Source organism: Klebsiella sp. 7-CIP_Kleb. (genome assembly GCF_050378655.1).
GTDB classification, from domain to species: Bacteria; Pseudomonadota; Gammaproteobacteria; order Enterobacterales; family Enterobacteriaceae; genus Klebsiella; species Klebsiella quasipneumoniae.
In genome coordinates this window covers 306944-331135 of record NZ_JBNRLJ010000002.1, presented here as the reverse complement: position 1 = coordinate 331135, position 24192 = coordinate 306944, and the positions used below count along the sequence as shown (strand labels likewise).

Annotated in this window: 22 protein-coding genes, 1 tRNA gene and 2 pseudogenes; 15 read left to right on the top strand and 10 right to left on the bottom strand. The window is 56.7% G+C overall.

Annotated elements, in window-relative coordinates; genetic code table 11:
- Positions 1–318: 318 nt before the first annotated feature.
- Positions 319–828 carry an SOS-induced cell division inhibitor SulA gene (gene sulA, locus ACQUTI_RS09290; RefSeq protein ID WP_122543103.1) on the bottom strand — a complete coding sequence of 170 codons (510 nt, stop codon included), beginning with the start codon at positions 826–828 and terminating at the stop codon, positions 319–321.
- A 25-nt stretch (positions 829–853) separates the two neighbouring features.
- On the opposite strand from sulA, the gene ACQUTI_RS09285 reads away from it, so the two are divergent.
- Positions 854–1159, top strand: a complete 306-nt coding sequence (locus tag ACQUTI_RS09285) for a hypothetical protein (RefSeq protein ID WP_162994648.1) — start codon at positions 854–856, stop codon at positions 1157–1159.
- 17 nt (positions 1160–1176) lie between these two features.
- Positions 1177–1773: a TfoX/Sxy family DNA transformation protein gene (locus tag ACQUTI_RS09280; protein ID WP_062914558.1), complete on the top strand. Its 597-nt coding sequence runs from the start codon at positions 1177–1179 to the stop codon at positions 1771–1773.
- Between the two features lie 10 nt (positions 1774–1783).
- On the opposite strand, the gene yccS is transcribed toward ACQUTI_RS09280, so the two are convergent.
- Both yccS and ACQUTI_RS09270 read right to left on the bottom strand, forming a co-directional pair.
- On the bottom strand, positions 1784–3919 hold the full coding sequence (yccS, locus tag ACQUTI_RS09275) for a YccS family putative transporter (RefSeq protein ID WP_064150370.1): 2136 nt from the start codon (positions 3917–3919) through the stop codon (positions 1784–1786).
- A 17-nt stretch (positions 3920–3936) separates the two neighbouring features.
- Entirely contained in the window at positions 3937–4383 is a 447-nt protein-coding gene (locus tag ACQUTI_RS09270; protein ID WP_004201437.1) for a YccF domain-containing protein, read from the bottom strand.
- A 124-nt stretch (positions 4384–4507) separates the two neighbouring features.
- Between ACQUTI_RS09270 and helD the strand changes: the two genes are divergently transcribed.
- Positions 4508–6562, top strand: coding sequence for a DNA helicase IV (gene helD / locus ACQUTI_RS09265; protein ID WP_138100162.1), 2055 nt, complete (start codon positions 4508–4510; stop codon positions 6560–6562).
- 11 nt (positions 6563–6573) lie between these two features.
- On the opposite strand, the gene mgsA is transcribed toward helD, so the two are convergent.
- Positions 6574–7032, bottom strand: a complete 459-nt coding sequence (gene mgsA, locus ACQUTI_RS09260) for a methylglyoxal synthase (RefSeq protein WP_004201439.1) — start codon at positions 7030–7032, stop codon at positions 6574–6576.
- A 154-nt stretch (positions 7033–7186) separates the two neighbouring features.
- On the opposite strand from mgsA, the gene ACQUTI_RS09255 reads away from it, so the two are divergent.
- Complete coding sequence (locus tag ACQUTI_RS09255) at positions 7187–7600, top strand: CoA-binding protein (RefSeq protein ID WP_004201441.1); 414 nt, start codon at positions 7187–7189, stop codon at positions 7598–7600.
- 28 nt (positions 7601–7628) lie between these two features.
- On the opposite strand, the gene hspQ is transcribed toward ACQUTI_RS09255, so the two are convergent.
- Together hspQ and rlmI are read right to left on the bottom strand one after the other, a co-directional pair.
- The gene (gene hspQ, locus ACQUTI_RS09250; RefSeq protein ID WP_017899464.1) at positions 7629–7946 is read right to left on the bottom strand and encodes a heat shock protein HspQ; all 318 of its coding nucleotides are present in this window, start codon (positions 7944–7946) and stop codon (positions 7629–7631) included.
- A gap of 59 nt (positions 7947–8005) precedes the next feature.
- Positions 8006–9208, bottom strand: coding sequence for a 23S rRNA (cytosine(1962)-C(5))-methyltransferase RlmI (gene rlmI / locus ACQUTI_RS09245; protein WP_017899465.1), 1203 nt, complete (start codon positions 9206–9208; stop codon positions 8006–8008).
- Between the two features lie 190 nt (positions 9209–9398).
- Between rlmI and ACQUTI_RS09240 the strand changes: the two genes are divergently transcribed.
- Genes ACQUTI_RS09240 through yccX form a run of 3 tightly spaced genes read left to right on the top strand, consistent with a single transcriptional unit; the run spans position 9399 to position 11089 of the window.
- Positions 9399–9953 (top strand): YbhB/YbcL family Raf kinase inhibitor-like protein, encoded by a 555-nt coding sequence (locus ACQUTI_RS09240; protein ID WP_017899466.1) that lies wholly within the window; start codon positions 9399–9401, stop codon positions 9951–9953.
- A gap of 17 nt (positions 9954–9970) precedes the next feature.
- The gene (locus ACQUTI_RS09235; protein ID WP_004201445.1) at positions 9971–10759 is read left to right on the top strand and encodes an AraC family transcriptional regulator; all 789 of its coding nucleotides are present in this window, start codon (positions 9971–9973) and stop codon (positions 10757–10759) included.
- 48 nt (positions 10760–10807) lie between these two features.
- Positions 10808–11089 (top strand): acylphosphatase, encoded by a 282-nt coding sequence (gene yccX / locus ACQUTI_RS09230; protein WP_004201446.1) that lies wholly within the window; start codon positions 10808–10810, stop codon positions 11087–11089.
- Here the strand turns inward: yccX and tusE are convergent.
- Positions 11086–11415: a sulfurtransferase TusE gene (gene tusE, locus ACQUTI_RS09225; protein ID WP_004201447.1), complete on the bottom strand. Its 330-nt coding sequence runs from the start codon at positions 11413–11415 to the stop codon at positions 11086–11088. The two genes, yccX and tusE, sit on opposite strands and share 4 nt — an antisense overlap.
- An 87-nt stretch (positions 11416–11502) precedes the next feature.
- Entirely contained in the window at positions 11503–12162 is a 660-nt protein-coding gene (yccA, locus tag ACQUTI_RS09220) for an FtsH protease modulator YccA (RefSeq protein WP_205439808.1), read from the bottom strand.
- 268 nt (positions 12163–12430) lie between these two features.
- On the opposite strand from yccA, the gene ACQUTI_RS09215 reads away from it, so the two are divergent.
- The 4 genes from ACQUTI_RS09215 (at position 12431) to ACQUTI_RS09200 (ending at position 17424) form a co-directional block, all read left to right on the top strand.
- The gene (locus ACQUTI_RS09215; protein ID WP_065879004.1) at positions 12431–14083 is read left to right on the top strand and encodes an ABC transporter substrate-binding protein; all 1653 of its coding nucleotides are present in this window, start codon (positions 12431–12433) and stop codon (positions 14081–14083) included.
- Between the two features lie 119 nt (positions 14084–14202).
- Positions 14203–14290: transfer RNA gene (locus tag ACQUTI_RS09210), tRNA-Ser, on the top strand.
- 301 nt (positions 14291–14591) lie between these two features.
- The gene (locus ACQUTI_RS09205; protein WP_186602195.1) at positions 14592–17018 is read left to right on the top strand and encodes a glycogen/starch/alpha-glucan phosphorylase; all 2427 of its coding nucleotides are present in this window, start codon (positions 14592–14594) and stop codon (positions 17016–17018) included.
- 64 nt (positions 17019–17082) lie between these two features.
- A complete protein-coding gene (locus tag ACQUTI_RS09200) occupies positions 17083–17424 on the top strand; it encodes an STAS domain-containing protein (RefSeq protein WP_048295782.1) in 342 nt (113 codons plus the stop codon).
- 43 nt (positions 17425–17467) lie between these two features.
- On the opposite strand, the pseudogene ACQUTI_RS09195 reads toward ACQUTI_RS09200, so the two are convergent.
- Both ACQUTI_RS09195 and ACQUTI_RS09190 read right to left on the bottom strand, forming a co-directional pair.
- Positions 17468–18229: pseudogene (locus ACQUTI_RS09195) on the bottom strand (EAL domain-containing protein); the annotation flags it as partial.
- Between the two features lie 162 nt (positions 18230–18391).
- Positions 18392–19003, bottom strand: a pseudogene (locus tag ACQUTI_RS09190) (CSS-motif domain-containing protein); the annotation flags it as partial.
- 400 nt (positions 19004–19403) lie between these two features.
- Here ACQUTI_RS09190 and ACQUTI_RS09185 point away from each other — a divergent pair.
- From ACQUTI_RS09185 to ACQUTI_RS09170, 4 genes are all read left to right on the top strand, one after another.
- Positions 19404–20420, top strand: a complete 1017-nt coding sequence (locus ACQUTI_RS09185) for an iron ABC transporter substrate-binding protein (RefSeq protein WP_023317875.1) — start codon at positions 19404–19406, stop codon at positions 20418–20420.
- 21 nt (positions 20421–20441) lie between these two features.
- The gene (locus ACQUTI_RS09180; RefSeq protein ID WP_017899472.1) at positions 20442–22016 is read left to right on the top strand and encodes an ABC transporter permease; all 1575 of its coding nucleotides are present in this window, start codon (positions 20442–20444) and stop codon (positions 22014–22016) included.
- 1 nt (position 22017) lies between these two features.
- Positions 22018–23046, top strand: a complete 1029-nt coding sequence (locus ACQUTI_RS09175) for an ABC transporter ATP-binding protein (RefSeq protein WP_100050812.1) — start codon at positions 22018–22020, stop codon at positions 23044–23046.
- Positions 23047–23290: 244 nt separating this feature from the next.
- On the top strand, positions 23291–24190 hold the full coding sequence (locus ACQUTI_RS09170; protein WP_049092229.1) for a GGDEF domain-containing protein: 900 nt from the start codon (positions 23291–23293) through the stop codon (positions 24188–24190).
- The last annotated feature ends 2 nt before the right edge of the window (positions 24191–24192 follow it).

Genomic DNA, 24192 nt, shown 5'->3' with positions numbered 1-24192 from the left:
GAAGTTACAAAAGACCTCACGGTTAAATCCTTCACCGGGGGCGTGACTTGTTGTTAACTATGCTGATACATGCAGCGTAAGCCGATCACCCCTGGCGATGTAAAGTCTACAACTTAGTTCAAAACTTACAAGTGTGAACTCTGTCAGGCATATGAAAAAAAAGGGTTGTGTACACAATATTTAACAAATATGGTTGATTTTCGTACACGAAAAAAAGGCACAAATCCCCGTGTGGCAGGCATTCCGCGAAAAAGACCCTAAAAAACACAACGCCTTTACCACCGGTAAAAAAAATTCCAGGAATAATCCTAATTTCACTCAATGATACAAATTTGAGTGAATTTTTAGCCCGCTGAGTTGTCTGCCGAGCGTGCTCTGATTTCGGACCGGGCGCATGATGAACCCCATTGCGCAGCCTTCCTGGGCGGCATTGACCAGACGCTCATGTTCGTCAGCGGTTAACTCCTCCGCCAGCCAGCAGATAACCACACTATAATTACCGGTGCGCAGGGCACGGATCATAGAGTCTACGGTATGGCAAGGAGAGAGCTGGCTAATTTGCATGACTTTAGACAGCGGCAGACCGGCAGACTGAACCCACTCGCGGCTTAGCTTTTGTTGCGGCGTAAGCCACAGCTGCCAGCGAGACTGTTGACCCAGCTGCTGTAATAAAGGTAGCAACAACAACTGTGTCATCATGGGTTGATCTTCACGATAGACAATTTCACTGATCAGCCCATTGGCGGCCTGTTCGCCAGAACGATGAGCGTAGTGGCCTGCCGGAGCAGAAGCCTGTGCTGAACGGTTTGCGTGAGCTGAAGTAAACATAGTCTATCCCGCCTGTAGTTACTGTATGCATATACAGTATATCCACCAGGGGAAAAGATCAACCGCAATTTGTCATTTTGCTGATGGAAATTTAATCGCTTTCAGCCACCCTGACTGTCCGGCTTTGCGGCTGACCTCAACACCATCCTTAACGCCAGCTAATCCTTTCTCTCCTGTCTTCCAGTTGCAGCAACAGCTGCAATTTTCTGAAAGCGTCTCGCAAAACCGCACTCTGGTGGAAAAGCAGGCAAAAATCATCTTGCTGCTGTCAGGGAAGTCCCTTATGTTTTCTCTTAGCGGATCCGTTAACAACTTAAGTTTAATTACATGATTCACAAAGGAATGATCATGAAAAAACTTGTATGTCCGCGGCTCCCGCAATTTCAGGCCTGCGTCTCACCGCTGGGTCAACTTCACTCTCGCCCCCTGTTTGGCGGCTACAGCCTGGCTATCGAAGATACCGTGTTTGCGATGGTGGCAGAGGGAAATATTTATCTGAAAGCCTGCGAGCAGAGCGCTGCCTATCGGGTAGAACACCATAATCCTTTATTGATGCTGCGCCGACATGGGCGCATCGTGCCGCTAAAGTATTATCAAATTGACGATGCCTTGTGGCGCGATGAGAAACAGCTTTTCCGCTTATCGCTGATGTCGTGGCAGAGCGCCCAGCGTGAAAAATGTCGCCGCCGGTCGTCGGGACGCCTGAAAGATTTACCTAATATCAGCTTTCATATGGAATTGCAGCTGATTCACTCGGGCATACCAGATGTGTTAGCACTACGGGAGGTGGGCGCCCGCCGGGCCTGGCTAAAGCTGCGTGAGAACAATGCTTCCCTATCACACAACGTCTTGCTGGCGCTGGAGGGGGCTATCGTTGGCGTCCATGCCGCCGCGCTCCCGACGCCACGGCGTCAGGAGCTTCTGGAATGGGCGGCTGCCCGCTAGTGGACAACGGTTATTCCGTTTGAGCGTGTACCCGCTGCTGCAGGCGGCAGATTTCAGGCAACAGCGCCAGCAGCAGGCCAATCTGCTGTAACACAAGGGGCTCTTTACTGTCCGCGCGCGGCTCCAGATGGTGGATCCGGTCTTGCAGGCTGGTCAACGCCTTCTGCACTCGCTGTTCATCCGCTGGGGTATGATGTAAGGCATCATCCACATAGCAGACCGCATCATCCAGCAGGGCGAGGATGTCCGGCGTGGACAGTTTTTCCCGATGCGCGCCGAGGGCGGAGATGTAGCTGGTGAAGGTATGATTGAGACACAGCAGGCGAAAGGCGGTCTCGCGCTGGGCGGCATCCGCCCGTGGTTCCGTCGACAAGTTCGAGACGACGGAAGCCAGCTCAGCATCGCGGTTGTAGGCGTCACGGCGTGCGACACGGTAGGCCAGCCGGTTGTCGCGGCCCTGGTGGTACTGCTCCAGGATGGCATCCAGATAACGGCAGTTCGCGTTCATCGCGCGATCCAACACCCGTGGCAGGTTGCGGAATTTCCAGTCCGGCCAGATGAAGCTCACCGCCGCCCAGGCGATGGCGCAGCCGATCAGCGTATCAATGATGCGCGGCAGGGCGACTTCAAAACCTTCGCCAAGCAGGTTAAAGCACAGTAGCACCAGCAGCGTAATAAACATCGTGGCATGGGCGTACTGCACGTTACGGAAGGCAAAGAACAGCACGCCGGTGAGAACGATCAGCAGCAGCTGTCCTTCAACCGACGGTACCAGCAGGAGGACCGGCAGGCCGATCGCCACCCCGACCAGGGTGCCGATGATCCGCAACGCCAGGCGATGGCGGGTGGCGTTATAGTTCGGCTGACAGACGAACAAGCTGGTCAGCAGGATCCAGTAGCCATGCTGAAGCCCGGTAAACTGGATAAAAGCGTAGCCGGCGCAAAGCACCAGCGACATACGCACCGCGTGGCGAAAGAGGGCTGACTCTGGCGACATATTGCGCTGCAGGCGCAGCCAGATATCGTTCAGCCCGCCGAGCCTGTCGTCGGCCAGCAGCGTCTCGGTATTACTCCCGGCGGGCGCGGTGGTTTGCACCGATTCAATCGTGGCCAGCTGCGCATCAATGGCGCGCAGGTTATTGAGTAAATAGCCGAGGGCGTTAAGCTGCTCGTCGGATGCGCCGCCGGCGCGCACGCGCTCGAGTGCTGCATCGAGATGCATAAACGCCCGTTCGAAATGGGCATCATGCTGATAGGGTTCGCGCAGCAGAATCGCCCGCGAGAGTTTCTGACAGGCCTGCGCCTGCATCGACAGCATGCGCTGGAAACGGAACATCACATCGCTGTAGCGGAATTGATCGCGCAGGGTCTGATATTGGATATGCGATGAGCTGGCGCGTTCATGAATATCCTGGGCCACAAAGTAATACTGCAGCGTGCGACGAGTACCGCGCTGCCCACGGTCGCCTCGTAGACGGGTCAACAGTGAAACCTTAGTTTGGTTAAGGGTCGCCACCAGCTGGCCGTTGGCGAGGGCCAGATCGTACAGCGGCGCCTGGCTCTCATCCTCAAGGTCTGGATCAAACAGCCGTGATTTGAGCTCCAGATAGCGGGCCAGTTGCTCATAGCTACGCGCCAGGTTGTCCTGAAGTGGACGAATCGGAAAGATCAGGTGGCCGGACAGCGTCAGCAGGTTGTACCACACGGCACCCGCCAGCAGGAACAACGGCTGCAGATACCAGTGATCGTACAGCGTAACGCCAAGCATGGTGTAGATGGCGATAAGCAGGGCGCCGAAGGCAATGGTCGCATAGCGCTGGCCGAGGCCGCCGAGCAAAATAAAGCCGATGGTAGACACGGTCAGACCAAGGGCAAACAGCGGCGGCCACGGAAACAGCAGCTCCACAGAGGCGGAGGCGATGAAAAAGCAAACCAGAGTAATGGCGAGGTTGCGCAGACGGCCCGCCAGACGGTCGTCAAGGTCGGTCAGCGCCGCGGCCACGACGCCGAGGGTGAGGGGGATGGTGAGTTTGACTTCGCCGATCCACCAGGGAAACAGCGTCGTGCCGCAGAGCGCGATAAAAATGCGTACGTTATAAAGCCAGGCGCTGTTCCAGGTGTAGCGGCGTAGCAGGGGGCTAATCATGTCCGTGTTCCGTTCGGTTACTGAAAGCGACGACGCGCATTGGCTTCACGCGCGGCGCGCGCGGTTTCAACAGAGACGACCCGGCGCCCCACTGGCCAGAGGGCGATGGCGGCGATTTTAAAATTAGCGATCCCCACCGGGATGCCTATGATAGTCAGGCACTGGGCGATGCCGCTGAAAATATGCATCAGGCACAACCACCAGCCGAAAAAAATAAACCACAAAATGTTCAGGATGGTGCCGCCGGCGTTCAGCAGACTGTTTTGTCGACCAGGCTCGAGCTCATCAACATGAATCGCCTCGTTACCGTAGGGGAATAACGAAAGGCGAGTGATTTCCCAGCAGGAACGAGTCAGCGGCAGCGTGACGATCAGCATAATACTGACCAGGGTGGCGAGCAGCCAGCCTAAAGTGGTGGCGAAACCGCCAAGGATAAAGTTCAGAATATTCAGAATGGTACGCATAAACCCTCGGTTTTGCCCTGTGAATAAGAAGACCTGACAATTGTAACGTTTTTTTGCGCTGGAGCACCTGGTCCGGGGCGGTTAAACTGAAAAACAATCCACCCTGATTGAAAATCGACATTATATGGAACTTAAAGCGACAACATTGGGCAAACGCATGGCTCAGCATCCTTATGACAGGGTGCAGTTACTGAACGCCGGGGTAAAGGTTTCCGGCGATCGTCATGAGTATCTTATCCCTTTCAATCAGTTATTGTCAGTGCATTGTAAGCGCGGTCTGGTCTGGGGCGAGCTGGAGTTTGTGCTGCCGGACGATAAAGTCGTGCGTTTGCACGGTACCGAATGGAGCGAAACGCAGCGCTTTTATCACCATTTGCATACGCTCTGGCAGCAGTGGAGCACGGAAATGAGCAATATCGCCGCCGGGGTGCTGAAGCAGCAGCTGGCAGCCATCGAACGCACCCGGGCAGAAGGTAAGTGGCTGACGCGTCAGCAGGTAGCGGACGTTCAGGATAATATTCGCCATGCGTTAACCGGGCTGCCGATGCCCACCAGCCGGCTTGACGCCTTTGATAACTGCCGGGAACTGTGGCGGGAATGTCAGCGCTGGTTAGGGGATATTGAAGCGGCGCGTCAGGCCCATAACCAGGCCTTTACCGAGGCGATGCTGGAGCAGTATCGCGGCTTTTTTGACGGCGTGGAATCCTCCCCGCTCAACCCGTCGCAGGCGCGGGCGGTGGTGAACGGCGAGCGCTCCCTGCTGGTGCTGGCGGGAGCGGGCAGTGGTAAAACTTCGGTGCTGGTGGCGCGAGCGGGCTGGCTGCTGGCGCGGGGAGAAGCGGCGGCAGAGCAAATACTGCTGCTGGCGTTCGGCCGCCAGGCGGCGCAGGAGATGGATGAGCGGATCCGCGAGCGTCTGGCTTCAGACGATATTACCGCTCGCACCTTCCACTCGCTGGCGCTGCATATTATCCAGCAGGGCAGCAAAAAAGTGCCCACCATCAGTAAGCTGGAAAGTGATACTGCGGCCCGTCACGCATTGCTGCTGAAAAGCTGGCAAAAGCAGTGCCATGAGAAAAAAGCGCAGGCGAAAGGCTGGCGTCTGTGGCTGGAAGAGGAGATGGGCTGGCAACTGCCGGAGGGGGACTTCTGGCAGGATAAAAAAGTGCAGCGGCGGATGGCCAGCCGGCTTGACCGCTGGATCAGCCTGATGCGCATGCACGGCGGCTCCCAGGCGGAGATGATCGCCGGCGCGCCGGAAACGGTACGCGATCTGTTCAGTAAACGGGTGAAGCTGATGTCGCCCCTGCTGAAAGAGTGGAAGGCGGCGCTGAAGGCGGAGAATGCGGTCGATTTTTCCGGCCTGATCCATCAGGCGGTCAATATTCTCGATAAAGGCCGCTTTGTCAGCCCGTGGAAACACATTCTGGTGGATGAATTTCAGGATATTTCGCCGCAGCGAGCCTCGCTGCTGGCCGCGCTACGCCGGCAAAATAGCCAAACTACGCTCTTTGCCGTTGGCGATGACTGGCAGGCGATTTATCGGTTCAGCGGGGCGCAGCTCTCCCTGACCACCGCGTTCAACCACTACTTTGGCGAAGGGGATTGCTGTGCGCTGGATACCACCTATCGCTTTAACGGGCGAATCGGCGAAATAGCCAATGGTTTTATCCAGCAGAATCCGCATCAGTTAAGCAAACCGCTGAATAGCCTGACGGCGGGAGATAAAAAGGCCGTCACGCTGTTAGCCGACGATAAGCTGGACGATCTTCTGGATAAATTGAGCGGTTACGTTAAGCCCGAGCAGCGGATCCTGCTGCTTGCCCGCTATCACCATCTTAAGCCCGAGGCGCTCGATAAGGCGGCGACGCGTTGGCCGCACCTGCAGCTTGATTTTATGACCATTCATGCCAGCAAAGGTCAGCAGGCCGACTATGTCATTGTGCTGGGACTGCAGGAGGGCGTGGATGCGTTTCCGGCCCCGGCGCGCGAGTCGATCATCGAGGAGGCGCTCCTGCCGCAGCCGGAAGATTTTCCGGATGCGGAGGAGCGTCGACTGCTGTACGTGGCCATAACCCGCGCCCGTCACCGGGTGTGGCTGTTATTTAACAAGGCGCAACCGTCGCCGTTTGTTGAGATCCTGCAGGCGCTGGATGTGCCTGTGGCCAGGAAGCCGTAATCGCGGCTCGATTATTTCAGGCGCTCGGCAAGATAGCGTGGATAATCCGGGATCAGAATATCGAGCGGTTGAGCGAAGTGCGGCGACTGGATAATAAAGTCAGCGGTGGAGACGTTAGTGGCGACCGGAATGTTCCAGACCGTAGCCAGGCGCAGCAAGGCTTTGACATCCGGGTCGTGAGGAACCGCGTTCAGCGGATCCCAGAAGAAGATCAGTACGTCGATTTTGCCTTCTGAAATGAGGGCGCCCACCTGCTGGTCGCCGCCCATCGGGCCGCTCAGCATGGCATTGACCTCCAGCCCGGTAGCCCGGGAGACCAGGTTGCCGGTAGTGCCGGTGGCGTACAAAACATGTTGCGCCAGCAGCGCCTGATGGCGAGCAACCCATTTCATCAGCATATCTTTGCAGTGATCGTGAGCCACCAGCGCGATATGTTTTTGCGCGGGCAGGGTACGTGTTGTCAGTTCCATATTTTCATTCCACATTTTGACCTGTTGACAGATTACTGAATGTGGCTGTCGCTGCAAGCATCGCGGATGAAAATTTTGCTGGATCTGTGGGTTAGCCTGGATGGCCCCCTGCTGCGGATTAGCATACACTTAGGTGAAATAGCAGGAGGAAACCATGAAAGAGAATGATATTGCTGACATCCTGACCTCGACACGGACGATTGCGCTGGTCGGAGCCAGCGACAAACCTGACCGTCCGAGCTACCGGGTCATGAAGTATCTGCTGGATCAGGGGTATCACGTTATCCCGGTTTCGCCGAAGGTGGCGGGCAAGACGCTGCTGGGGCAGCAGGGATATGGAACGCTTGCCGATGTTCCGGAAAAGGTCGACATGGTTGATGTCTTCCGTAATTCAGAAGCGGCATGGGGCGTGGCGCAGGAGGCGATTGCTATCGGCGCGAAAACGCTGTGGCTGCAGCTGGGGGTGATCAATGAGCAGGCCGCAGTGCTGGCCAGAGAAGCCGGGTTAAACGTGGTGATGGATCGCTGCCCGGCCATAGAGCTGCCGAGACTGGGATTAGCAAAATAACAAAAAACCCCGCCAGGCGGGGTTTTGTTTAGTTGCGAAGGCGCGGAGCCTGCAGCTGCTGGCGAATCGTTTTGGCCAGTTCGTCAAGGGACGGCTGCTCCGGGTGTTCGTCGCGGAGTTCGCTGCTCAGCTGCGCTTCAGCCAGATAGGTGTGGATCGGCTGACCGTCATCATCTTCCATCACTACATGGTACCAGGGCGCCGCACGCAGTTCGTCATTAGCGGCAATTTCATCCTCTTCCGGCTCCGCGAGCGAGTACTCGGGATCGACATCGACGATGACGCCCAGGTAGCCCAAGAGCGTATGGCGGACCTGTTGGCCGATACCGAATTTGCTGGCTATCATAGGCACCTCCTGGGAAACATGAATACTCCCTATATGAGGCTCATGTTTCGTTTTTCAAGTTACATGACGCGACAGGCAAACCCCTTCAGATACAGCCCTTCCGGGTAGGTTGCGATCACCGGGTGGTCGGCAGCCTGACGGAACTGTTCTATAAATTGTACATCACGCCCGGCATCAATTGCGGCATCTGCGATGATTTTCTGAAATAAATCGGTGGTCATCAGGCCGGAACAGGAGAAGGTCAGCAGCACGCCGCCGGGGTTCAGCAGCTGGATCGCCAGCATATTGATGTCTTTATAGCCGCGGCATGCGCCCATCAGCTGGCTTTTGTTTTCCACGAACTTCGGCGGATCCATCACGATGACGTCGAATTTCTCTCCCTGATCCCGGTACTTACGCAGCAGTTTGAACACGTCGTCGCGCACAAACTCCGCTTTGGACAGATCCAGTCCGTTGAGCTCCACGTTCTGGCGCGCAACGTCGAGCGCCTCCTGCGAGGTATCCACGCTGGTGACCTTGCGGCAGCCGCCCATCAGCGCCGACACCGCAAAGCCGCCGGTGTAGGAGAAGCAGTTCAACACCCGTTTGTCCGCCACGTAGCGACGGGTCGCCAGGCGACTGTCGCGCTGGTCGAGGTAGTAGCCGGTTTTGTGCCCGCCCTGAATATCAACCAACAGCTTCATACCGTGCTCGGTAATCGGCAGCAGCGCTGGCGGCAGTTCTCCCACCACCGGCCCCTGGGCCAGCTCCAGACCCTCTTTTTTACGCACCGCGACATCGCTGCGGTCGTAAATGGCGCAGTCCGGGAACAGGGTCTGCAGGGCGCTGATAATGGCGGCGCGCTGGTATTCGGCGCCTGCGCTGAGGAGCTGCAGCACGAAAAAGTTGCCAAAGCGGTCGATCGTCACGCCCGGCAGCCCATCAGACTCGCCGGCGATCAGACGGTAGCTGTCGAGGCCATCGCGCTCGGCCAGCCAGGCACGCCAGGTTTGCGCTTGCTGCAGGCGGCGTTCAAAGAAGGCGTTATCGATGGCTTCGTTGCGGTCGAATGTCCACACGCGGGCACGGATCTGTGACGAGGGCGAGTAAGCGCCGCGGGCCAGCCATTTTCCCTGATGGTCAACGATATCGATGGTTTCACCGCTGCGGGCTTTACCTTCCATACGGGCGACGCCGCCGGAGAAAATCCACGGATGGCGACGCAGCAGGGATTTCTCGCGTCCTTTGGCTAACACTAAGCGGGGGAATAGGGAATCTGTCATGGAGCTACCTTTAAGCAACGGGAATGTCGGCACCGAAAAATGGCGCGTAGATTAGCACACCTGGCGCACGCAAGCATCTTTCCTCCGGCAGGCGCAGGTGAGCGTTTCGGCACAAAACGCAGGCGCATCGGCACATTCACCGTGCATGGACTGTCATACCCTGTCTTCTCACCCCCAGGAGGAGAAGACGATGAAAACAGGAATGCGGATGACCGTGGCGATGGTCGCGGCAGTGAGCAGTGGCGCGATGGCAGCGCCGTTTAGCGTAAGCAGCGATGATATGCATGACGGGCAAGCGCTGGCCCAGCAGCACTGGTTTGCCGGTTTCGGCTGTACCGGAGGCAATGTCTCTCCGCAGCTGGCATGGAAAAATGCCCCAGCGGGGACGCGCAGCTTCGCGGTCACCGTCCGGGATCCTGATGCGCCTACCGGCAGCGGCTGGTGGCACTGGACGGTGGTCAATATCGCCAGCAGCGTCTTTTCGTTACCCGCTGGTGCGGGAGATAAAAACAGCGCTACACTGCCGGACGGAGCGGTGCAGGGGCGCAATGATTTTGGCTATGCCGGCTTCGGCGGCGCCTGCCCGCCGGCGGGAGATAAACCGCACCGCTACCGTTTTACGGTGTGGGCGCTGGATGTCCCCACGCTGCCGGTGAATGCCGAGGCCAGCGGGGCGCTGGTCGGGTATCTGTTACACAGCCATGCTCTCGCCAGCGCGCAATTGACGGCGACGGCCGGGCGCTAAAACAAAAGGTCGGTCTGATGGAGAGTATCCATTTTCAGCATAACGCCCTGACCGCCGCGGAGATTACCACCCGACGGCTGTGCAGGCTGCACCGCGTGCGTCTGTTTTCCCCGGCGCTCTGTCGGGTGAAACGCGGCAGCAAAGTGATTGTGCAAGGGGAGAGCCGTGTGCTGGCGACACCGCAACAGCTGATTGTGTTGCCGGCTGACGTTGAGCTGGAAGTGATTAACCAGCCGGACAACGGCCTCTTTTGCTCCGATCTGCTGTCGCTGACGCCTGAGCTGCTGACGGCGTTTAAGACCCGCTATCTCAGCGAAAAACCACCGGGGCGTCTGACTTCGCTCTGCGCCCCGGTGACCAGTGAGCTGGCTTTTATGTGGCAAAGCGTTCTGCAGGCGGTGCGGGAAGGATTATCCACTGCTTTGCAGCAGCACCAGACCATGGGCCTGCTGCTGGCGCTCCACGAGGCGGGGTATGCCGGCCCGCTGCTCGTCGAGCGGCAGCAGGATCTGTCGGCGCAGGTTCGGCAGCTGGTCATGCTATCGCCGGCGCAGGCATGGAGCGTGTCGCGGGTGGCGAAAATGCTCTTTCTCGGAGAGTCCACGCTGCGCCGTCGTCTGCAGCAGGAATCGCAGAGTTTTCGCCAGATCGTCGAGGAGGTGCGGATGGCCCACGCCCTGGGACAGCTGCAGACCACCTCGCGGCCAATAGGCGAAATCGCGCAGAACAGCGGATATCAGTCGGGATCGCGCTTTACCGCGCGCTTTCGCCAGCACTATGGTTTACTACCAAAGCACGTACGCTGAGCGAATTTGCTATCCTCAGCGTAAAGGGTAAGTCAAAAGGAGAGGTTAATGGCCAGTATCTGCACCATGGCATGGGTATACGGTTCCGTTCAGGGCGTAGGGTTTCGCTATTCCACGCAGCGGGAAGCGCTGCAGCTGGGGTTGACCGGCTATGCCCGTAATCTGGACGACGGCGGCGTAGAAGTCCTTGCCTGCGGCGAGGCGGAGCAGGTGGAGAAACTCATCGCCTGGCTGAAAGCCGGCGGGCCGCGCAGCGCGCGGGTTGACCGGGTGTTGACTGAACCCCATCAACCCACCCGCAGCTGGGACAAATTCGCGATCCTCTATTAGATGCACTTCACCGGCTTCGGCAGCCCGGCGATTTTGGTCGCCTGTTTGGCGGGGCCTTTCGGGAACAGGCGATAGAGATAGCGGCTGTTGCCTTTCTCTTCACCAAACTTGTTGGCCATCGCCTTGACCAGCATGCGGATCGCCGGTGAGGTGTTGAATTCAAGGTAAAACTCGCGCACAAAGCGCACCACTTCCCAGTGCTCAACGGCGAGCGTTATCCCTTCCTGTGCGGCGATAACGTCGGCCATCGCCTCGCTCCACTGGGTAGTATCCTTCAGATAGCCTTCGCTATCCGTCTCAATTTCGTTGCCTTCAAAAATAAACATAATTTTTCACATACCGCCTGAAATTGGCCGCAGTGTAGCAAAAAAAAAGGCCCCGCATAAGCGAGGCCTCTGGTAGCAGGGGAGCGGTTAGTCCCGGCTGGCGAAGCCCAGGATGCTCAGCAGGCTGACAAAGATGTTGTACAGCGAGACATACAGGTTGACCGTGGCGCGAATGTAGTTGGTTTCACCACCGCGGATGATGTTGCTGGTCTCGAACAGGATGGCGCCCGAAGAGATCAGGATGAACACCGCGCTAATCGCCAGGTGCAGCGCCGGCAGCTGCAGGAACAGGTTAGCGACCATACCAATCAGCACCACCACGACGCCGGCCATCAGCATCCCGCCGAGGAAAGACATGTCTTTGCGCGTTGTCAGCACGTAGGCCGAGCAGCAGAAGAAGACCAGCGCCGTACCGCCCAGCGCCAGGCCGATTAAATCGCCCATGCCGGCAGAAAGGTACGCGTTCAGCATCGGCCCAAGGATATAGCCGAGAAAGCCGGTGAAGGCGAAGGCGGAAATAATCCCGGTGGGCTTATTCGCCGTTTTATAGGTCAGGAACATCAGACCGTACATCCCCACGAGGGTCAAAATCAGCCCCGGGGAAGGCAACATCAGCACCGTGCTGGCGGTAGCGGTGATGGCGGAAAACGCCAGCGTCAGGCTGAGCAGGAAGTAAGTGTTACGCAGAACCTTGTGCGTGCTGAGCAGCGAGGAACGGTCACGCGATGATGTAATTATGCGATCCATGAGTCACTCTCTTATGACAGATGTAATTAGGGATAAAGAATAAGAAAAACAAGCGTGAAGCCCTAATGCTTTTACCCATCTTTACTTAGTTTTTGCCGCGTTTGACTAGCATAAAATTCTACGTGGATTGGAAAAAGCGATATGTTTTCGCGTTTCGCTTCGGTGAGCCGATCGAAATCTTATAGGTTGCTGAAAAATATTGCTTTATTGAAATTCTGCGACTAAGTGTGGAAGGGGGAATAACTCCGTACGTTAAAGGCAAAGGGAAATGACATTACATAAAAACAATCACATCACGCGAACGCTCCTGGCCGTAAGTATGATAGCAATGTTCGGCGGGGCGCAGGCGGCGCAGGTGCCGCCGGGGACTCAGCTGGCAGAAAAGCAGGAACTGGTCAGAAATAACGGCAGTGAACCTGCCTCACTCGATCCGCATAAAGTCGAGAGCGACATTGAATTCAACATCATTAGCGATCTCTTTGAAGGGCTGGTCAGCGTGACGCCTGCGGGGGCGATCCAGCCCCGACTGGCGGAACGCTGGGAAAACAAGGACAACCTGTTATGGACCTTCCATTTACGCCCTGGTCTGACCTGGTCCGACGGCACGGCCATCACGGCGCAGGATATCGTCTGGAGCTGGCAACGGCTGGTCTCGCCAACCACCGCCTCCCCCTATGCGAGCTATCCCGGCAATATGCATATCGCCAACGCCCGTGAAATTGCCCTGGGGCAAAAGGGACCAGAGACGCTGGGGGTGAAAGCGCTGGACGACACCACGCTGCAGGTCACTCTGAACCAGCCGAATGCCGCCTTCCTGGCGATGCTGGCGCACCCTTCGCTGGTACCGATCGACAAAGTGCTGGTGGAGCGTTTTGCCGATAAATGGACCCGCCCAGAGCATATCGTTACCAGCGGCCCGTATAAGCTGACCCAATGGGTGGTGAATGAGCGGTTGGTGGCTGAACGTAATGCGAAGAACTGGGATAATGCGCACACCGTTATTAATAAAGTGACTTACCTGCCCATCTCTTCCGAGGCTGCCGATGTCAACCGCTACAAAGCGGGGGAGATCGATATTGTTTATACGGTGCCGATCAATCAGTTTGCGCAGTTGCAGAAAACCATGGGCGACCAGCTGGACGTTTCGCCGCAGCTGGCGACCTATTACTACGAATTCAATACTACCCGGCCGCCGTTTAACGACGCCCGAGTGCGTCGCGCGCTGAATATGGCGCTTGATAAAGATATCATTGCCGGAAAAGTACTTGGCCAGGGGCAGCGCCCGGCCTGGGTGATCAGCCAGCCGGATATCGGCGGCGTGACGCTGCACAACCCGGATTACGCCAGCTGGCCGCGCGAGAAGCGGATTGCCGAGGCGAAAAAACTGCTGGCGCAGGCGGGGTATGATGACAGTCACCCATTGGTCTTTACCCTGCTGTATAACACCTATGAGTCGCACCAGCGTATCGCCATCGCCGCCAGCTCTATGTGGAAGAAAAACCTCGGCGTCGAGGTGAAGCTGCAGAACCAGGAGTGGAAGACGATGCTGGATACCATGCATACGCATAACTTTGACGCTGTCCGCTATGCCTGGACCGCCGACTACGACGATGCTGCCACCTTCCTCAACACTTTCCGTACCGGGGATAGCGAGAACACCAGTCAGTACAGCAACCCGGCTTACGATGAGGCGCTGCGCAATGCGGCGAAAGCCTCCGATGTGGCTAGCCGGGGCAAATACTATCAACAAGCGGAAGATCTGCTGGCGCAGGATGTTCCCGCCATTCCGGTCTATCACTATGTGCGTACCCATTTAGTGAAACCCTGGGTGGGAGGCTTCACGCCGGATAAGCTGGGGTATTACTACACCAAAGACATGTACATTAAAAAACACCCATCCGCTAGCGGCGACGGGCGCTGATTTTCTGCGCGAACTGCCTGAAATTCAGACGAATAACACAAAATTGTTTGTTTTTAAGGCAGTTGAACAAAATGGTGCTTTACAGCATCCGCCGAGGTGTTTATAGTGCGCCTCACACCGGAAGTGTGGCCGAGCGGTTGAAGGCACCGGTCTTGAAAACCGGCGACCCGAAAGGGTTCCAGAGTTCGAATCTCTGCGCTTCCGCCATATAAAAGAAGGGGTTACCGAAAGGTAACCCCTTTTTACTTTTCCCCTGGTCTTTCTGACGGCGCGTCATCTTCACGTCACGACTGCGCAAACCCACCCTGCCTGCAGCGTTATCGCTGGTGAAAATGTGACGATTAATCCATTTCAAATTGTTGTTATTTTAATTATTCAGTCTCACATTATAAACGGAAATGGTGCTCAGGAATAAAAAACCTGGTGCAAAATATCTTCGTCTATACTTGGAAAACGATGATTTACCTGCCATGGTGCTTTCGCAGAAACAGAGACCAGTGAGGTCAGCATGCCTGTCATTAACCCGCAAGATATCAAAGCATTACGGGCGTTGGTTGAACAGAAATTAAAATACACGCTGTGTGTTAACTTAAATAAAGCGACAAATGGCGATATTTTTAACGCGGTGGCGCTAGCCATTCGTCATTTTCAGCAGGACCATTTTCTGACGAGCCAGGCGCGGCAGCGCGAAGATCGAAAAAAGCGCGTTTACTACCTGTCGATGGAATTTTTACTCGGCCAGTCGCTGCGTAATAACCTGGTGAATATGAATTTACTGGATGAGATGCGCCAGGTGGTCAATGACCTGGGGTTTGATCTTGAACTGATCCTTGACGAGGAGCCTGACGCCGCGCTGGGTAACGGCGGGTTAGGCCGTTTAGCCGCTTGCTTTATCGACTCGATGGCTACCCTTGATATTGCCGCATCCGGGCATGGCATCAAATACGAATATGGGCTTTTTCGCCAGTCCTTTCAAAACGATCAGCAGGTCGAGCATCCTGATGACTGGCACTCCATGCATTCCCCATGGCTGGTGGAGCATCACGCTCAGCAAATTCTGATCCCGCTGGGGGGGTATATTGAGCACAGCGAAGATATTGATGGCAACTACAATCCGATGTGGCTCGGTTGGAAAACCATCATCGGTATTCCCCATGATTATTTTGTTTCCGGCTACCGGGATACATCAACTAACACGCTGCGCCTTTACAGCGCGGTGGCCTCTGACTCCTTTAATATCCATATTTTTAATCGCGGGGATTATATTAAGGCAGTAAGTGAGAAAATCGCCTCGGAGAATATTTCAAAAATACTCTATCCTTCCGATGAGGTCCTGACCGGAAAAGAGCTGCGTCTGACGCAGGAGTATTTTTTGGTGGCCTGTACGCTACGGGATATTTTTCGTGACTATGCCGAGGTTAATGACGACATTACTTTGCTAGCGCAGCATGTGGCTATTCAGCTTAATGACACCCATCCGGCATTAGCGGTGGTGGAGCTGATGCGGATCCTGGTCGATGAATACCGACTGCCATGGGAGCAGGCGTGGGAGATAACGCAAAATACCTGCGCCTATACCAATCATACGCTGATGCCGGAAGCGCTGGAGACCTGGCCGGTGTCGTTGTTTGAGAAACTACTGCCGCGTCATTTGCAGATTATCTTTGAGATTAACCATCGTTTCCTTGAAGAAGTAGCCCGGCGCTGGCCGGATAAACCTCATCTGTTATCTTCACTGTCTTTAATTGACGAGCATCACGATAAGCAAATTCGCATGGCTAATCTGGCCATTGTCGGTAGCCACCGCGTCAACGGAGTAGCGTGGCTGCATTCGGAACTGGTCAAAAAACAGTTGGTGCCCGACTTCTATTTTATGACCCCGGAGAAATTCATTAATCAGACCAACGGCGTCACGCCGCGTCGTTGGGTGCAGCAGGCTAACCCGGGCCTGGCAGAATTTTTACAGCAACAACTGGGGGAAGGGTGGCCAACTGATTTACCCCTGCTTTCCCGCCTGGAAGATCTGGCCAGCGAGCCAGCCGTGATTGAGCGTATCCGGGCCATAAAATTTGCCAATAAAACCGCACTCAGCGAGCTGGTGGCTCAACGCTACGGCATCGCGCTGGATCCGCTGGCGATGTTTGACTGTCAGGTCAAACGTATTCATGAATACAAGCGCCAGTTGCTCAATATTCTGCACGTGATCGCGCTGTATCTGGATATCAAAGAGAACGGGCGTACTATCGCGCCAAAGGTGCATCTGTTTGCGGGTAAAGCGGCGCCAGGCTATCGGATGGCAAAGCTGATTATTCAGTTGATTAATACCGTTGCCCGAAAAATTAACAGTGACCCGCAGGTTGCCGGGCAGCTTAAAGTGGTATTCCTCGAAGATTATAAAGTCTCGCTGGCGGAAAAAATCATTCCCGCCACGGATCTCTCTGAGCAAATTTCCACCGCCGGCACCGAGGCGTCCGGCACCAGCAATATGAAGTTTGCCATGAACGGGGCGTTAACTATTGGCACCTATGATGGGGCGAACATCGAAATCCGCGAGGCGGTGGGGAGCGAGAATTTTTATCTGTTTGGCGCGGTGGCGGAAGAGATTGAAGAGAGCCGACGCCTTGGGCGGCATCATGGGTTCTATCATGACAACCCGGCTATCGCGCGTGTTGTCGATAGCCTGGTGTCCGGGCTGTTTTCAGCCGATCGCGAGCTGTTTGCGCCACTGCATCAGATGCTGACAGGGGCCGATCATTACTGCCATCTGCTGGATTTCGACAGTTATTGTCTGGTGCAACGGCAGGCAATGGCCGATTTTGAACAGCCGGATCAGTGGCACCGCCGGGCCTTGCTCAATATTTGCCGGATGGGGGAATTTTCCAGCGACCGAACCATCCGCGGCTACGCCAGGGATATTTGGGGTATCAGGTGCTAAAGAGAGCACATGCCGAACAGAGCAGGGACGCGTCGACGGTTATCAGCCAACATTGAGGATGAACATGAACGTTGAATTACATACTGAGCAGGGCGTCAAGGTCATTGTCCCCCTGGTTCGCCGGCTGGATGCTTCCGTCGCATCAGCGTTTAAGCAGCAGGTTCTTGTGGCCCTTGACGGTCAGACGAAAAACCTGGTGCTGGACCTGAGCCATGTCGATTTCATCGACAGTAGCTGCCTGGGCGCCCTGGTATCCATTCTCAAGAGCGTCAGTGGGCAGGGAGAGCTGGTGCTCTGCTCGGTCAATGGGACAATCCAAAACCTGTTCAAGCTCACCCGCATGGATCGCGTCTTTTCGATTAAAGAGACTCGTCAGGATGCACTGAACCTGTTGACTGCGAAATGACGCTCAGGCAGGCCTGGAAGGCCGCGGATTATCGATCCCCCGTTCATTCTTCGATAATCCGCGCCTTTGGTTTGCTCAGCAGAAGCATCACCAGCGCGACGTAGGGCATCGGCTTCCAGAAAAAGTAGCCCTGCAACAGATGAATATTCTGGCGATTGAGATAATCCAGCTGGGCCTGAGTTTCGACGCCCTCGGCAATGATGCGCAGTGACAACGTCCGCGCCATCTCTATCACGCAGTCCAGCAGTTTGCTTGACGGCGCCTCGTCAGTCACCCGGCCGACAAAGTTCTGATCGATTTTGATATAGTCGAAAACCAGCTCATGCAGATAGGAAAGCCCGGAATAGCCGGTGCCAAAGTCGTCCAGCGCGATGGAAAACCCGCGGGAGTGTAACGCGTTGAGCTTGTCGACAACCGCCTCGTTGAGCAACAGCGGCTCCTGTTCGGTGATCTCCAGCATCAGCTTCACCGCTGTGCCCTCAAAGCCGCGCTGAAAGTGCAGGCAGTCATCGATAAACGACGGAGCGTTGATATGTGATGCGCTGATATTGACGCCGATATGAAACCCGTCCGGCAGCTTACTGAAGATCGGCCTCATCTGGGCGGCGACCTGCGCCATCAGGCTACAAGTGAGTGGGATAATCAAGCCGGTACGCTCGGCCAGCGGAATAAATTCAGCGGGCGAACGCCACTGCGCCGTGGTGTTTGGCCAGCGGGCAAGGATTTCCACGCCATAGATCTCTCCGGTTTTCCCGTTCACCAGCGGTTGATAGTAGGGAACGATAGCGCCCTGAGCGATGGCGTAGCGCAGCCTCTCCTCTTCTGAGGTATAGACATTGAGGTATTTGCGCAACAGAAAATAAAACAGCAACGAAACAGAGAAAATAAAAATCAGCAGCCCGGACCCATTATGAAATAAGCGGCCGGGGCTAAAAAAAGGCGACTCAGGATAGGCAATGTGAAATGGATAGTCTGGTGAGCTAAAAATATCCTGGTTCGGACCAGCGTTGAGTGGCTTCACATCGCCATATCTGGCAATCATTTGATTGTGAACCAAAAGCGCCAGCCCGCCGTTATCCTCATCGCTATACAAGGCATCGCGCAAATGGATATCGCTGATGCTGACAATGACTCTTACCTGCGCCGAACGAGTGTGATAGATCAGCACTGGCCGCTTATTCACCATCATTCTGGCGGGCATCAGCTGCAGTGGCTCATCGGGTAAAGACTCAGGATGGAGCATCAGTACCCGATTGCCCGGCAGCGACGAGCACCACACCTGGCCCTGTTTTACCAGCACAATTGTGCGCAGATGCGGCTGCAGGGCGGCCTCGGTCCCGAGCTGAAACTGGCCCTGCACGGAGCAACCGCCGCGGCTAACGTTCATCGCCGTCATCGTTGCTGCGCGGGCCTCATCCAGAATAACGGCGATTTTCTTTGCCGCCTGACGGGCGGTGGCGACATGCGAGGCCTGATCGGAATGCCACAGTTGCCAGTTTATTACGAACACGCCAGCCAGAAATACCACCAGCGCCAGGGAAAAGGCAATCCATGCGTTTCGTCGCTTTATCTCTTTCATTTGTTGGGCATGCAATGGTGTTTGTGCATAAAGTGAACCATCTCTCTGGCAGTAAAGGCTTTTCTATGATCGTAGAAGGGAGATAACTTCCGCGATGACGGTGCATCATAAAAATATGATCGCTATCACAATACCTGCCGACAAAGGCCGGTTATATCGCGTTGACGCTACGTACCTCTTCTGCCGGTAATAAAAATAAAAAATTAATGTTTTCTTAATATATTTTTCTGGGCCGGCTGGTTATTAGCATTTTCCAGTCCGTAGTGGCGTGCTTGCGCTATTTTTTGCTTTTTTAAGTTTATGATAATTGTTTTCATTATCATTCTTTTTTTGCTGTGATTTAATCCTCTCCGCTCAGGCTATTTACCATTAATTTCCCTGGTTCATTAAGGATGCGTTCATGAAATCTCGCTTATCGCCCCTCTGTACGGCAGCGCTGGTTGCCGCTTCTCTGTTTCTGGCGCCGCAGGGGATGGCGGCTGACGGTCAGGACGGGATTGTGGTCTACAACGCCCAACACGAAAATCTGGTGAAGTCGTGGGTGGATGGATTTACGAAAGAGACTGGTATTAAAGTCACGCTGCGCAATGGCGATGACAGCGAGCTGGGTAATCAGCTGGTTCAGGAAGGCGCCGCGTCGCCAGCCGATGTGTTTCTGACCGAGAACTCACCGTCGATGGTGCTGGTTGATAACGCCAAACTTTTTGCCCCGCTGGATGCGGCCACTCTGCAGCAGGTTCCGGCACAATATCGCCCTCAGCACGGTCGCTGGATTGGCATCGCCGCGCGTAGCACCGTGTTCGTCTATAACCCGGCAAAAATCAGCGAGGCGCAGCTGCCGCACTCGCTGATGGATCTGGCAAAACCGGAGTGGAAGGGCCGCTGGGCGGCTTCGCCATCGGGGGCTGATTTCCAGGCTATCGTCAGCGCGATGCTGGCGCTGAAGGGTGAGCAGGCGACCCTCGACTGGCTGAAGGCGATGAAAACCAACTTTGTCGCCTATAAAGGCAACAGCACGGTGATGAAAGCGGTCAACGCCGGGCAGATCGACGGCGGAGTGATCTATCATTACTATCGCTTCGTTGACCAGTCAAAAACCGGCGAGAACAGCAAAAACACCCAACTGTATTACTTCAAACACCAGGATCCGGGGGCCTTCGTCAGCATTTCCGGCGGCGGCGTGCTGGCCTCCAGCAAACATAAAGCACAGGCGCAGGCCTTTATTAAATGGATCACCGGTAAGCAGGGACAGGATGCGCTGCGCACCAATAACGCCTTCGAATATGCGGTGGGGGTAGACGCGGCCTCTAACCCGAAACTGACCCCGCTGAAAGATCTGGATGCCCCGAAGGTGGAACCTTCCTCGCTGAACAGTAAAAAGGTCATTGAACTGATGACGCAGGCTGGCCTGCTCTGATCCTGAGGAAGTGATGTTGCTATGTCTGTTCTGAGTCTGTCGCTCGGAAAGAAAACAGGACGCCTGCCTGAGCGCAGGCGTCCTGCATTTCCGATGGTTGCCTTAGCGCTCCTGTTTTCATTGCTGGCGCTGTTGCCGTTAGGGTTTGTGGTGGCGGTCGGATTCGATACCGGCTGGCCGACAATCAAAGCGCTGGTCTTTCGCCCGCGGGTAGGCGAACTGCTCAGCAATACCCTGTGGCTGACGGTGCTGACTGTCCCCATCAGCATTGTGCTTGGCGTGACGCTGGCCTGGCTGACGGAACGTACCGCGCTTGCCGGGCGGCAGCTGTGGTCGGCGCTGGCGGTGGCCCCGCTGGCCATTCCGGCCTTTGTCCAGAGCTACGCCTGGATCAGCGCTGTACCCTCGCTGCATGGCCTGGGCGCTGGGGTGTTTCTCTCGGTGCTGGCCTACTATCCGTTTATCTATATGCCGGTGGCGGCCGTGCTGCGCCGACTCGATCCCACCCTTGAGGATGTCGCCGCGTCGCTGGGCACGCCGCCGTGGAAAGTGTTTTTCCGGGTGGTGCTTCCGCAGCTGCGGCTGGCCGTCTGCGGCGGTGCGCTGCTGGTGGCCCTGCATCTGCTGGCGGAATATGGTCTGTATGTGATGATCCGCTTCGATACTTTCACTACCGCCATTTACGATCAGTTCCAGTCGACCTTCAGCGGTCCGGCCGCCAATATGCTGGCGGGCGTGCTGGCTCTGTGCTGTCTGGCGATCCTGCTGCTGGAGAGCGCTTCGCGTGGTAAAGCGCGCTATGCGCGTATCGGCGCCGGGGCGGCGCGCGAGCAGAAGCGCCTGGTGCTGGGTAAAGGGGCCGCCTTCGGCGCGCAGCTGCTGTTTCTGCTGCTGGTGCTGCTGGCGATGGGGGTGCCGTTGCTGGTCCTGGGGCGCTGGCTGTGGCTGGGCGGTATCGATAACTGGCTACATGCCGATCTGTGGCATTCCCTGCGCCAGACTCTGTTGCTGGGGGCGGGCGGGGCGCTGCTGACGACGGTCTGCGCGATCCCCATCGCCTGGCTCGGCGTGCGCTATCCGCGTCCGCTGTTCCGCCTGCTGGAGGGGTGTAATTACATCACCAGCTCGCTGCCCGGCATTGTGACCGCGCTGGCGCTGGTCACCGTCACCATCCACTATGCCCGTCCGGTGTACCAGACCGAAGTGACGCTGTTTCTGGCCTATTTGTTAATGTTTATGCCGCGGGCGCTGATTAACCTGCGCGCCGGTATCGCCCAGGCGCCGGTGGAGCTGGAAAACGTCGCCCGCAGTCTCGGACGCAGCCCGGCCCGCGCCCTGTGGAGTATCACCATGCGACTTGCCGCCCCGGGGGCGGCCGCCGGCGCCGCGCTGGTGTTCCTTGGCGTCAGCAATGAGCTTACCGCCACGCTGCTGCTCTCGCCGTTAGGCACCCGCACGTTGTCGACCGGCTTCTGGGCGTTAACCAGCGAGATCGACTATGTGGCGGCGGCGCCCTACGCGCTGTTGATGATCATCATTTCGCTGCCGCTGACGGCGGTTCTCTATATGCAGTCGAAAAAAATGGCAGGGTTGTAACATGCTGGAATTGTCTTCTGTTTCGAAATCCTTCGCCGATGCGCAGGTCCTCGATAATATTCATCTTCAGGTGGCTCCGGGTAGCCGGACGGCAATTGTGGGTCCGTCGGGTTCGGGAAAAACCACGCTGCTGCGCATCCTTGCCGGTTTCGAAACGCCCGACAGCGGACGCATCGTGATGCACGGCGCGCCTCTGTTTGCCGAGGGCGTGTTTGTTCCTGCCCACCAGCGACGGATCGGCTACGTTCCGCAGGAGGGGGCGCTATTTCCTCACCTCAATGTCGCGGACAATATCGCCTGGGGGCTGGACGCCAGCCGCGAGGAAAAACGTCGCCGGGTGGGCGCACTGATGGAGATGGTCGCCCTTGACCATAGCCTGGCGCGCCACTGGCCGCATGAGATCTCCGGCGGCCAGCAGCAGCGTGTGGCCCTGGCTCGCGCCCTGGCCCAGCAGCCGGCGCTGATGCTGCTCGATGAGCCCTTTTCTGCCCTGGACACCGGGCTGCGCGCCAGCACACGCAAAGCGACCGCCGATCTGCTGGCGGAGACCGGCATCGCCTCGATTCTGGTGACTCATGACCAGACCGAAGCGCTGTCGTTCGCCACACAGGTGGCGGTGATGCGCCAGGGACGTTTCGCCCAGGTGGGTACCCCGCTGGCGGTTTACTCGCAGCCGGTGGACGAAGAGACGGCGCTGTTTCTCGGCGATGCCCTGATCCTCCCCGCACGGCTGAGCCCCGGGCGGGCCAGCTGCGTGCTGGGCGACCTGGCGACAGACGCAGCGCATCCTGCTGGTGAAGGTAAGGTGATGTTGCGTCCGGAGCAACTGAGCGTCAGCGTGAGCGGACCACAGGAAAGTACCGCCACCATCCACGATGTTGATTTCTCCGGCCAGCTCTCCACGCTGACGCTGTCGATGTCCGGGCACGATCGGCCGATTGTCCTGCGAACCGTAAGCCAGCCGGCGTGGCAGCCAGGCGCGACGGTGCGACTGACGGTCAGCGGCAAGGCGCGCGTGTTCAGCGGCTAATCTCTGAGCAGGCGCCGCCGGATAACGGTGGCGCCGCACGGAAAGCTAATCAACTCACGGATTTAGCCGATAGTATCCGCGCCACTGACCTCGTCGCCATGGAGTGGTAGTACGTTGGAACAATTCCGCGGGGTCAGTCTACCTCACCGCCGTTTTGTCGGCGCGTCGCTTTTTCATTCGTCCCGCTGCGCTTAACTGCTATCCTGTCCCGCGATCGGCCCTGTTGTTACCGTGAGACATCGTTATGCCTGAATGCCATACTCCTGCGAATCGCTCCATTCCGTCCGCTTTGGCGCGGGGTACGCTGCTGCCTGCGCTGCTGGTCATCGTCGCCGTCGCTGTCGGCTGTGCGCTGGTGTCGCCGCCGATCGGCACGTGGCGTGAGATCCTGGCCAACCCCGGGCTCTATATCGATTTGCTGGCGCTGCTGTTTCTGGTGTTTATGCTGTGGAGCTCAGCAAAGGTGCGGATGAGCCATATCGCCGTCAACTGGGTGCGCTATGGGCTGCTGCTGTGGATTGCTGGCGGCACGTTCGATGTGATGGATGAGATAGTGGTTCAGCCGCGCTGGATGGGTTATTACTGCGAAGATCTGCTGCGCCTCTCCGGGATGCTGCTGACCGTGGTGGGCGTCTACAAAATTATTGAGCGCATCAACCTATTGTACGTTGATGCGCGCTCGCAATCACTGAAGGACGAGCTCACTCAGTTGCCCAATCGCCGTTTTTTCATCGATACCATTCGCGAAAAGTCCGGGCATGCGCTGGGGCTCATGATTCTGGATATCGATTTTTTCAAGAAAATCAATGATACCTGGGGCCACCTGGTGGGGGATGAAGTGTTATTTTCCCTGGGGAAACAGCTGGCGAAACTGACCAGCGAGCAGGTCCTGCCGGCGCGTATTGGTGGGGAAGAGTTTGCCATTATCGTCGATGGCCTGTCGGAGCCTGAGCTGCACGTCCTGGCGCAGTCGATCCTCGACAATGCCCGCACCATCCTGATCAATCATCAGGCGCCGCTGTCGATCAGCATTGGCGTGGGAACCTGGCGGCCGGGCGAAGCGCAGGAGACGTTTATCCGCAAAGTCGACGAGGCACTGTACAAGGCCAAGCACAACGGGCGTGGGCGCGTGGAGTGGGCGTAATA